Here is an 11,240-nt window from a genome sequence, read left to right on the forward strand (position 1 = left end):
ACCCACCTAACCGGCTCGCGTCTGCCCAGTGGATCGGGCGACTTTCGCAAAGCCCTCGCTTTCGCGGGTGATGACAGCTGGGGATGTGGCGGCTTGAGTAGTCCGTCATTGCGAGCGAAGCGAAGCAATCCATCTCGCCGCTCGTGGCAGCATGGATTGCTTCGTCGCTATCGCTCCTCGCAATGACGCCGGAGAAAGATCACCGGATCGGCGGCGCGTATTGCACGCCGCCTGCGCTCCAGAGCTGGTTCATGCCGCGCGGGATCTTCAGCTTGGAATCGGCGCCGACGTTGCGGTCATAGACCTCGCCGTAATTGCCGACATGGCGGATGATGCGCACCGCCCAGTCCTTGGTCAGGCCGAGATCCTCGCCATAGGAACCTTCGGTGCCGACCAGCCGCATCACCTCCGGCTTCTTCGACTTCAGCGCCTCGTCGATGTTCTTCGAGGTGATGCCGAGCTCCTCGGCATTGATCATGGCGTAGAGCGTCCACTTCACGATCATCATCCAGTCGTCGTCGCGCAAGCGCACCACCGGCGCCAGCGGCTCCTTGGAGATAATGTCGGCCAGAATGGTGTGGTCGTTCGGCTTGGAGAGGTTGAGCCGCAGCGCATAGAGCTGCGAGGCGTCCGAGGTCAGCGTGTCGCACTGGCCGCTGTCATAGGCCTTCACGACATCGTCCAGCTTGTCGAACTTCATCTCCGTGTACTTCATGTTGTTGGCACGGAAATAGTCGGCGAGGTTGAGCTGCGTCGTGGTGTTGGCCTGCACGCAGACCTTGCTGCCGTTCAGATCGAGCGCGGAATCGATGTTGCGCGAGCGCGGGATCATGAAGCCCTGGCCGTCATAATAGGCGACCGCCGGGAAATAGAGATCGTAATTGGTCTCGCGCGACATGCTCCAGGTGGAGTTGCGCGACAGGATGTCGACCTTGCGGTTCTGCAGCTCCTTGAAGCGCTCGCTGGCGTCGAGCGGGACGAACTTCGCCTTCGTCGGATCGTCGAAGATCGCCGAGGCCACCGCGCGGCAGAAGTCGACGTCGAAGCCGGTCCAGTTGCCCTTGTCGTCCGGAATCGAGAAGCCCGGCAGGCCCTTGTTGACGCCGCACAGCACGTCGCCGCGGCGGACGGTGCGCTTCAGCGTGCGGGTGTCGTAACGCTCATAGGTGATGGCGGCGGCCGCAACCAGCGCGGCGACCGCGAGCCCGATCGTCAGGCCGCCTCGAAATGTACGCATGGGTTCTCTCTCGCGAATGATCGGGGGAAAAGCAGGTCGGATATCGAAGGCGGGGTCGAGATGTAGAGATTACAGTTCGGGCTTCTGGCGGATGATCACCTTGGTGCCGACGGGGACGCGGTTGTAGAGATCGGCGACGTCGGCGTTGACGAGGCGGAAGCAGCCGGACGAGATCGCGGTGCCGATGGTGTCGGGCCGGTTGGTGCCGTGGATGCGGTACACCGTGGTGCCGAGATACATCGCGCGCGCGCCGAGCGGATTGCCCGGGCCGCCCGCCATGAAGCGCGGCAGATAGGGCTGGCGGGCGATCATTTCCGGCGGCGGCACCCAATCCGGCCACTCGGCCTTGCGGGTGATGGTCACGAGGCCCTGCCACTGGAAGCCGTCGCGGCCGACGCCGATGCCGTAGCGGAGCGCGCGGCCATTGCCTTGCACGAGGTAGAGATGGCGTTCGGCGGTGGAGACGATGATGGTGCCCGGCGCCTCATTGGTCCGGTAGTATACGACCTGCTTCTGCCATTCCGGGTCGAGCTCGTAGCTGTCGTCGGCGATCAGGCCTGGCTCGTCGGCATCCGGACGGTTCTGGGCGAAGCCTTGCGACGTCGACAGCACGAGCGCGCCCGTGGCGATTAACATCCAGACCAGGTGACGAAGTTTCGTCATGCAAAGCTCTCCTTGTTGGCGCGCAGCCAATGGTTGCTCCACCTCAAATCGCGGCAACATCAAATCTCAGCGGCAGCTTGATGGCAAGTTTAGGGCGGGCGTCACACTATATCACTGTAATGCTTCCGTTTTTTGTCGATGGGGGCGGTGGCATGCGACGCGGGCCGCCTCATTTCGGCGCGATCCAGAGTCGCAACGCGAACGAGACCAGCGTCACGGTGCCGACACCGCCGAGCCACAGCACCACGAACCACAGCAAGCGCCGGCCGAGCGGCCGCTGATTCGGAGCCGGCGCCACTAGTGGTATCCGTGCCCGGGGCGCACCTTGCCGCGGAACACCCAATAGGCCCAGGCGGTGTAGCCGAGGATCAGCGGCACCAGGATCGAGACCCCGACCAGCATGAAGATCTGGCTGTTCGCAGGCGCCGCCGCCTGCCAGATCGTGATGCTCTGCGGCACGATGTAGGGGTACATGCTGATGCCGAGCCCGGCATAGGACAGCGCGAACAGGGCCAGAGTCAGGAAGAACGGCTGGTGGTCGTTCTTGTTGCCGAGGGCCCGTAGCAACAGCGCCGTGACGGCGGCGACCGCGATCGGCACCGGCGCAGTGAGGATGATGTTGGGCCAGGCGAACCAGCGCTGGGTGTACTGCACGCTCAGGAACGGCGTTGCGATGCTGACGGCGCCGATCGCGCAGAGCATCGCGACCAGCAAGATCCAGCTCAGGTGATAGGCGCGCTCGCGCAAATCGCCTTCGGTCTTCATCACCAGCCAGGTCGCTCCGAGCAGCGCGTAGCCGATCACCAGCGCGATGCCGGTCAGCACGCTGAACGGCGTCAGCCAATCCCACCAGCCGCCGGCATAGTGGCGTCCCTCGACATGGATGCCTTGCAGGATGGCGCCGAGCGCGATCCCCTGCGCCAGCGTCGCGACCAGCGAGCCGCCGGCGAAGGCGAGATCCCATTTGTTGCGCGCCTTCTGGGTCCGCCAGCGGAATTCGAAGGCGACGCCGCGGAACACGAGGCCGAGCAGCATCGCGATCATCGGCGTGTAGAGCGCCGGCATCAGCACCGCATAGGCCAGCGGAAACGCGGCCATCATGCCGCCGCCGCCGAGCACCAGCCAGGTCTCGTTGCCGTCCCACACCGGCGCCACCGTATTCATGATGACGTCGCGATCGGCCTTTTGCGGAAACAGGGGAAACAGGATGCCGAGGCCGAGATCGAAGCCGTCCATCACGACATAGACGAACACGGCAAAGGCGATGATGAAGGCCCAGATGGTGGCAAGATCGATCATCGCACGGCCTCCACAGCTGCAGCACCCGCGGCCGGCGTGATGCCGGCGGCGCGGGCGGGGAGATCCTTGGTCGGGCCCTGCTCGCCGGGATGCGGCGGCTGCGCCATCAGGCGCAGGATGTAGATCACGCCCGCGGTGAATACGGCGAAATAGACGATGATGAACGCGATCAGCGAGGAGCCCACGGCCGGCGCCGCCAGCGGCGACGCCGAATCCGTCGTGCGCAGCAGCCCGTAGACCGTGAACGGTTGCCGCCCGGTCTCGGTGGTGATCCAGCCCGCGAGCACCGCGATGAAGCCGGCCGGGCCCATCAGCACCGCGAATCTGTGCAGGAGCTGTGACTGGTACATCATGCCGCGCCAGCGCATCAGCAGGCTGAACAGGCCGAGCCCCATGATCAGGAAGCCGAGCCCGACCATGATGCGGAACGACCAAAAGGTGATCGGCACCGGCGGCCAGTTCTCGCGCGGCACGGTGTCGAGGCCGGCGAGCGGGGCGTCGAGCGAATGCTTCAGGATCAGCGACGACAGTTTCGGCACCTCGATCGCGTATTTCACCTTGGCATCTTTTTGGTCGGGCCAGCCGAACAGGATCAGCGGCGCGCCGTCCTTGTGGCTCTGGAAATGGCCTTCCATCGCCATCACCTTGGCGGGCTGGTGCTCCAGCGTGTTGAGGCCGTGCTGGTCGCCGGCGAGGATCTGGATCGGCGCCACCAGGGTTGCCATCCACATCGCCATCGAGAACATCACGCGCGGGCCCGCCAGATGCTGGTCGCGCAGCAGGTGCCAGGCGCCGACCGCGCCGACCACGAGCGAGGTGGTGAGGTAGGCCGCCAGCACCATGTGCACGAGGCGATAGGGGAACGAGGGATTGAAGATCACCTTGAGCCAGTCGGCGGCGACGAACTGGCCGTCGGCATTGACCGCGTGACCGGCCGGCGTCTGCATCCAGGAATTGGCCGACAGGATCCAGAACGCGGAGATCAGCGTGCCGATCGCGACCATCAGGGTCGCGAGGAAATGCAGCCTCGGGCCGACGCGCGACAGCCCGAACAGCATCACGCCGAGGAAGCCGGCCTCGAGGAAGAACGCGGTCAACACCTCATAGGCCATCATCGGGCCGATCACCGGCCCGGTCTTGTCGGCAAAGGACGACCAGTTGGTGCCGAACTGGTAGGACATCACGATGCCCGAGACCACGCCCATGCCGAACGCGACCGCGAAGATCTTCAGCCAGTAATTGAACAGGTTGATGTAGACCTCGCGCCCGGTCGCGAGCCATAGCGCTTCCAGTACCGCGAGATAACTCGCAAGCCCGATCGAGAATGCGGGAAACACGATGTGGAACGACATCGTGAAAGCGAATTGCGCGCGGGCGAGTACGACCGCATCCCAACCTTCGAACATCACGCACCATCCATTGCCAATGCTCTGGGGCGCGATCCGGTCACGACATGCGCGTTCGCGATCGCGTCATCCCCGTCGTGGACCCTACCACGCCGGGGATGACGACAATACAGGACGGAACGTCCAATCAGCTATTGGCGTTGAGCAGCCTGGCGACGGTGCGGTCGATCTCCTCGTACTGCCCCTCACCGGCATGCTGGAAGACGATCTTGCCGTTCTGGTCGATGATGTATTGCGCCGGCCAATACTGGTTGCCGTAGGCGTTCCAGGTCTGCGAATTGTTGTCCTGCGCCACCGGATAGAGGATGCCGTGCCGTTTCAGCGCGGCCTGCACATTGGTGGCCGAATGCTCGAACGGGAATTCCGGCGTGTGGACCCCGATCACGACGAGGCCGCGATCCCGATACTTTGAATAAAGCTGGGTGACGTGCGGCAGCGTGTTGACGCAGTTGACGCAGCCATAGGTCCAGAAATCCACCACCACGACCTTGCCGCGCAGATCCGCCAGCTTCAACGGCTGCGAATTGAACCAGTTGCTGATCCCGGCGAATTCGGGCGCGGTCTGGCTCTGTTCGGTCGTCATCGCGACAGCCCGCGGCACGGGCTGCGCCGGCGCGTCGGACTCGGTGCAGAGGCCGGGGATCACGGCGCCGCCGAGGCCAAGGCCGGCAACCAGAGCGGATACAGCAATCATGCGCAGGGACATCGATACCTCCTTGTGAGCTCACAGGCCGATCTGGCCGTTGGGATAGAATTGGGTCAGCCACGCCACGATCAGCGTGTCGTATTGCAGGTAGGACAGCGCAGCGAAGGCGATGATCACGACGCCGAAGCCTTGCTGCAGGCGCGGCGCGATCCGCGCCATGCTGCGCACGCGGGTGGTGACGGCCTGCCCGCCATAGGCAATGGCAAGCATCGGCATCGCGGCGCCGATCGCGTAGGTGACGAGCTGCAGGCTCGCCCACGCCGTATCCTTCGAGGTCGCGACGATGGTCAGGATCGAGCCGAGCACCGGACCGGCGCACGGCGTCCACACGAGGCCGAGCGTGGTGCCGAGCACGAAGCCGCCGAACAGGCTCTGCGACGGCACGGCCTGTCCGACGCTGCCGGCGGCACCCGTCAGCCGGATCGCCAGCCATTCGAACGGCGCCGGCCAGATCATCAACAGGCCGAAGCCTGCGAGCAGGACGGCCGCGCCGGTCCGCAGCGCGTTGGGATCGAAATCGAAGGTGCGCGTGATCGCGCTCAGCAGCAATGCCACCGTAGAGAATGACACCACGAAGCCGAGCGCGATCATCGCAGGCCGCGCCTTGCCGGTCTGGCCTATCGATACCCCAAGTAGAATCGGCAGCATCGGCAGGGTGCAAGGGGCAGCGACGGTGGCGACACCGGCAAGCAGGGCAAGGGCAAGGCTGAGCATCGTCGTCCGTCCATCAGAAGTCCCGGCGCGCCAGAGGGCCGTGCCGGGTACGCATGATGGTCTTCGCGATGAGCGTTCGGCCGTTACGCTGGAGCGATCGCAGGCGCCGTCACGTCTGTGTGAGATGGCGCGCGCTTGGCCTCACGACCTCGCGCCCAAAACAGAGCGACCCGGCTGGGGGGCATCCCGGCCGGGTCGTTGGAGGTTACTTGGGAGGTTAGAACTAGGGAGGTATCGAAACTGGTCCGGTGAATTGGGGTTGGCGTCGCGTCGTTGGATATGGGTATAGAGATCGCGTTTTTCCGGGTGATGTCGTCGATTGTTTCAATTGTTTCGTCGCCGAACTTTTTTGGCTTCGTCAACAATTGCCCGGATTCCCCGATCTCCTTCTAAATATCTGAATTTGCTTTACTTTAGGCCGCAACGCTGTCCACGCCGGCGCCCCGCAGGAGGTCGGCGAGCTGCTTGCGGGCATAGAACATGCGGGTCTTCACCGTGCTCTGCGGGATACCGATGATCTGGCCGGCCTCCTCGACCGACTTCTCATGGTAGTAGACCAAGTTGATGATCTCGCGGTGGGCCGGCGACAGCTTGGCCACGCAGGCGCGCAGGATCTCGCTGGTGGTGGCGCGGTCGAGCGAGGTTTCCGGCGTGTCGGCGCCGTCGGCGATCTCCAGCACGTCTTCCTGGTCGATGTCCTCGTGCTTGCGCTGGCGCAGCGCGGTCAGCGCCTTGAAGCGGGCGATCGAGAGCAGCCAGGTCGAGACCTGTGAGCGGCCCTCGAACTGGGCCGCGGTGCGCCAGACGTCCAGGAACACCTGGCTGACCAAATCCTCAGCCATTGTGGTGTCGCGCACCATGCGGAGCACGAAGCGGTAGACCCGGACGTTATGACGGGCATAGAGCGTATGCATCGAGGTGCGGTTGTTCTTGGCGATACGCGCGAGCAGCATTTCATCCGAGGTCGCGCGAGCAGCGTCGATATGCTTGTTGGCTGCAGTGTTGATGGCGATGACGTTCGGCATGACAGGCTCCCAGTTCGCCGTTGGGCGGCGGTTCGTTGGGAGAAAGCTAGTTAGCGCCGGTTTCCGGATGTCTGCGCCAAAAGCGGAAAATGGTTTCGTGACCGGGAGAATTGTTTCGTCGCTGCCCTGGCGACGAAACATTCAGGACCAAAAAGCTAGTCATTTCAACGCACGGAAAATTGGAGTGACCGGAATCGTCCCCGAGGGAACGATTCCGGGCTATGACTTTTGGCACTGTCGGGGCTTACTCGGCGGCCTGCAAAGCGGGCGTTGCCTTTTTCGGGGCAATCCAGAATGCGTCGGGCCGTTCGAACAGGAAATTGGCCCGGACCGCCAGCGCCAGCCGCCAGATCAGGAGCGCGCCGGCAACGCCGACCGCGGTCACGATCAGCGAGACCAGGCCGATGTCTGGGATGAGGTCGAGCCGCAGCAGAACCGTGCGTGTCGCGGCCATCGGCAGGAAGAAGGCGAGGTAGATCACGATCGAGTGCTCGCCGCAGAAGCGCAGGAAGCCGAGCCAGTGCGCCCGTGCCAGCAGCGTGCCGGTCACGATGATCGCGCAGGCGCCGGCAAAGCCGAGCGCCAGCGAGACGATCGGCCATTCACTGACATCGAGCGCAACCAGGCCGCCATTGACGAGCGCCCACAGCCCAAGCCCGAGCAGGGCAACGGCAGGCCGCGCGCGCGCACGGTCCGATAGCGCGAACACGTAATCGGCCAGGACATAGCCGGTGTAGAAATAGACGAAGCGGGCGCTGAACTCGTCGATCACGTACCAGCCGGTCGTGACGTGCGCCGATTCCAATGCCGCTGCGATCAGCCAGATGATGAGCGGGTGGACGTTGCGGATCAGCTTGGTGACGACGAAGAAGATCGGCAGCAGATAGATGAACCAGAGCGTGCCGAACGGCTGGACGAAGGAGGTGAGGTACTGCATCCCGACCTCGGCCCAGCCCGCCTCTGCAGCCAGCGACGGCGCCTTGAAGCCGAACTGGATCGTCACCCACAGCACATAGAAATAGGCGAAGTGCATCACCTTGCGGTCGAGATAGGTGCGCCAGTCGCGGTCGATCACGACCGACAGGAACAGTCCCGAGATCAGGAAGAAGTCCGGCATCCGGAACGGTTTGGCGAACATCACGACATAATGCATGAAGCCGGTCTGCTCGGCGGCCTTCTCGACCCCCAGCACCGAATGCATCATCACGACCATGATGATGCAGATGCCCTTGGCATAGTCGACCCAATCGACGCGCACGCCTGCGTTCCCGACTGATCGATCAAGTGATCGATCAGGGGAACGATCTGTCGCAGCGGCTGTGCCGTTTGTGGTCATCCTTGTCCCGTTTCGGCGTAATCGGCCCTATCATCGGCCCGATCGGTTGCTTTCTCCTTTATCAGTACAAGGGTTGTGCCAGCGAACCCTCAGCCCTGTCCCCGGTTCCCTGGACCAGGCGAATGGTCTAAGAGGCCCGGAAATCCTAAAAGAAACCGACGTTCGTTAACCACAGGACGCAGGGTTGGCCGAGCGCCGTGGCCTGCGATGAGACTCCTTGCCGCACCATTTCGATAGCCCGCTGCCGATCGACGCCGTGCTCGACGAGCTCGACCGCACGCTCGAGCGCCACAATGCCGCAGTGCTGGTCGCGCCGCCGGGCGCCGGCAAGACCACGCGCGTGCCGCTGGCGTTGCTCGATGCGCCGTGGGCCAAGGGCAAAAAGATCATCGTGCTGGAGCCGCGCCGCATCGCCGCGCGCGCCAGCGCCGAGCGGATGGCGAAGACGCTGGGTGAGCGGCCCGGGGAGACCGTCGGCTATCGCGTCCGCTTCGGCTCCAAGGTGTCGCGCGCGACGCGGATCGAGGTCGTCACCGAGGGCATCTTCTCGCGCCAAATCCTCGACGACCCCGAGCTCAACGGCGTCGCCGCGGTGCTGTTCGACGAATTCCACGAGCGTTCGCTCGATGCCGATCTCGGCCTGGCGCTGGCGCGCGACGCGCAGACCGGCCTGCGCGAAGACTTACGCATCCTCGTGATGTCGGCAACACTCGACGGCGCGCGGGTCGCAAAACTGCTCGGCGACGCGCCTGTGGTCGAGAGCGAGGGCCGCGCCTTCCCGGTCGAGACCCGCTATGTCGGCCGCAAGGTCGATGCGCCTATCGAGCGGCAGATGGCCGAGACGATCGCGACCGCGCTGCGCGCCGATGCCGGCTCGGTGCTCGCCTTCCTGCCGGGCGCGGCCGAGATCCGCCGTACGCAAACATTTCTGGCCGAGCGGGTGCACGACGCATCGGTCGAGATCGTGCCGCTGTTCGGCGCGCTCGACGCCGGCGTGCAGGATCGCGCCATCGCGCCGGCGCCGAAGGGGATTCGCAAGGTCGTGCTGGCGACTTCAATTGCCGAGACTTCGCTGACCATCGAGGGCGTGCGCATCGTGGTCGATTCCGGCCTCGCCCGGGTGCCGCGCTACGAGCCTGACATTGCGCTGACCCGGCTGGAGACCGTGCGCGCCTCGCGCGCCGCGGTCGATCAGCGGCGCGGCCGCGCCGGCCGTATCGAGCCCGGCGTCTGCTATCGGCTCTGGGACGAGCCGCAGACCGCGTCGCTGCCGGCCTATACCGCGCCCGAGATTCTTTCCGCCGATCTCTCCTCGCTGGTGCTCGATCTCGCGCAATGGGGCGTCAGCGATCCCGCAAGCCTTGCCTTCCTCGATCCGCCACCCGGGCCGGCGCTGAAGGAAGCCAAATCGCTGCTGTCGGAACTTGGTGCGCTCGACGGCGACGGCCGCATCACCGAGGAGGGCAAGAGCCTGCGCGCGCTGGCGCTGCCGCCGCGGCTTGCGCGGATGATCGTGGATTCCGCCCGCTTTGGTATGGGCGAGGAGGCCGCCGAGATCGCCGCCGTGCTGACCGAGCGCGGGCTCGGCGGCGACAGCGTCGATCTCGACGTCAGGCTCGACCAGTTCCGCCGCGACCGCTCGCAGCGCGCCTCGAGCGCGCGCAGCATGGCCGCGCGCTGGGCGCAACAGGTGGCGGCCAACGAGGACGCTCTTACTTCTCCCTCCCCCCTTGCGGGGGAGGGTCGGGGAGAGGGGGCCACACGGGCAGTTTCTCCCGGGGCCACCCCCTTCCCCAACCCCTCCCCGCAAGGGGGAGGGGAGCCCTACCGCTCTCGCGTCCCTAACGCAGACCTTTCGACCGGCGTCATGCTGGCCTTCGCGTTCCCGGACCGCGTCGCGAAGAACCGCGGCAATGGCAGCTTCGTGCTGGCCAATGGCCGCGGTGCCGCCGTCGAGCAGACCGCGGCACTGGCGCGGCTGCCTTACATTGCGGTTGCCGAGCTGACCGGCACAGCCGCGAGCGGCCGCATCCTGCTGGCGGCGCCGATCACCCAGGACGAGATCGAGCAGCGCTTCGCCGACCAGATCGAGAATGTCGAGGAGGTGACGTTCGACCGCGGCGCGATGGCGCTGCGCGCGCGCCGCCGGCGTTCGCTGCATGCGATCACGCTGTCGGAGGCGCCGATGCCGCTCAAGCCATCGGCCGACACCGCGCGCGTGTTCGCCGACGGCCTGATCGCGGCGGGCCTCGACCGCTTGCCGTGGTCAAAGCAAGCGAAACAATGGCGCGACCGCGTCATGTTCCTGCGCAAGGCCGAAGACGAGAGCTGGCCTGATCTGTCGGATGCCGCGCTTGCCGCGCGTGCCGACGACTGGCTGGTGGGAGTTCTCTACGACAAGACCGCGCTGAAGGATTTGTCGGCCGGCGACCTGTCGGACGCGCTGATGGCGCTGCTGCCGTGGGAATTGCGCGCGCGGCTCGACCGCGAGGCGCCGACCCATTTCGAGGCGCCGACCGGAACGCAGCTTGCGATCGACTACGAGGCCGAGCAGGGCCCGACCATTGCCGTCAGGTTGCAGGAGCTGTTCGGACTCAACACCCATCCTTCGATCGCGAAGGGCGCGGTGCCGCTGGTGCTGGAACTGCTGTCGCCGGCGCAGCGGCCGGTGCAGGTGACGCGCGATCTGCCCGGCTTCTGGCGCGGCAGTTACGCAGCCGTCCGCTCCGACCTGCGCGGCCGCTACCCGCGCCATCCCTGGCCGGAAGATCCCGCCAGCGCGATGCCGACCAGGCGCGTGAAACCGCGCGGCACGTGAGGTCTTGTGAATACCTTATGACCCGTCTTCCTGAGA

10 protein-coding genes are annotated in these 11,240 nt (G+C 65.2%); 1 reads left to right on the forward strand and 9 read right to left on the reverse strand.

The window, feature by feature from the left end; genetic code table 11:
- Nucleotides 1–199: 199 nt before the first annotated feature.
- From QDT69_RS36370 to QDT69_RS36410, 9 genes are all read right to left on the reverse strand, one after another.
- Nucleotides 200–1,237, reverse strand: coding sequence for an amino acid ABC transporter substrate-binding protein (locus QDT69_RS36370; RefSeq protein WP_279711276.1), 1,038 nt, complete (start codon nucleotides 1,235–1,237; stop codon nucleotides 200–202).
- A gap of 69 nt (nucleotides 1,238–1,306) precedes the next feature.
- Nucleotides 1,307–1,900 carry a L,D-transpeptidase gene (locus QDT69_RS36375; RefSeq protein ID WP_050419915.1) on the reverse strand — a complete coding sequence of 198 codons (594 nt, stop codon included), beginning with the start codon at nucleotides 1,898–1,900 and terminating at the stop codon, nucleotides 1,307–1,309.
- Between the two features lie 169 nt (nucleotides 1,901–2,069).
- Entirely contained in the window at nucleotides 2,070–2,198 is a 129-nt protein-coding gene (locus QDT69_RS36380) for a DUF2474 domain-containing protein (RefSeq protein ID WP_279711277.1), read from the reverse strand.
- A complete protein-coding gene (gene cydB / locus QDT69_RS36385) occupies nucleotides 2,198–3,199 on the reverse strand; it encodes a cytochrome d ubiquinol oxidase subunit II (protein WP_279711278.1) in 1,002 nt (333 codons plus the stop codon). Before cydB ends, QDT69_RS36380 begins: the two co-directional genes overlap by 1 nt.
- A complete protein-coding gene (locus QDT69_RS36390) occupies nucleotides 3,196–4,605 on the reverse strand; it encodes a cytochrome ubiquinol oxidase subunit I (protein ID WP_279711279.1) in 1,410 nt (469 codons plus the stop codon). The genes cydB and QDT69_RS36390 overlap by 4 nt, the downstream gene beginning before the upstream one ends.
- 127 nt (nucleotides 4,606–4,732) lie before the next feature.
- A complete protein-coding gene (locus QDT69_RS36395) occupies nucleotides 4,733–5,311 on the reverse strand; it encodes a thioredoxin family protein (protein WP_279711280.1) in 579 nt (192 codons plus the stop codon).
- Nucleotides 5,312–5,329: 18 nt separating this feature from the next.
- A complete protein-coding gene (locus QDT69_RS36400) occupies nucleotides 5,330–6,025 on the reverse strand; it encodes a cytochrome c biogenesis CcdA family protein (protein WP_279711281.1) in 696 nt (231 codons plus the stop codon).
- 413 nt (nucleotides 6,026–6,438) lie between these two features.
- Nucleotides 6,439–7,050 carry a sigma-70 family RNA polymerase sigma factor gene (locus tag QDT69_RS36405; RefSeq protein ID WP_279711282.1) on the reverse strand — a complete coding sequence of 204 codons (612 nt, stop codon included), beginning with the start codon at nucleotides 7,048–7,050 and terminating at the stop codon, nucleotides 6,439–6,441.
- A gap of 244 nt (nucleotides 7,051–7,294) precedes the next feature.
- Nucleotides 7,295–8,386, reverse strand: coding sequence for an acyltransferase family protein (locus QDT69_RS36410; protein WP_279711283.1), 1,092 nt, complete (start codon nucleotides 8,384–8,386; stop codon nucleotides 7,295–7,297).
- Between the two features lie 217 nt (nucleotides 8,387–8,603).
- Here QDT69_RS36410 and hrpB point away from each other — a divergent pair, with 217 nt between their 5' ends.
- Nucleotides 8,604–11,204 (forward strand): ATP-dependent helicase HrpB, encoded by a 2,601-nt coding sequence (hrpB, locus tag QDT69_RS36415; RefSeq protein ID WP_279711284.1) that lies wholly within the window; start codon nucleotides 8,604–8,606, stop codon nucleotides 11,202–11,204.
- Nucleotides 11,205–11,240 lie beyond the last annotated feature (36 nt).

It is taken from the genome of Bradyrhizobium sp. CER78, assembly GCF_029846235.1.
In the GTDB taxonomy this organism is placed as follows: Bacteria; Pseudomonadota; Alphaproteobacteria; order Rhizobiales; family Xanthobacteraceae; genus Bradyrhizobium.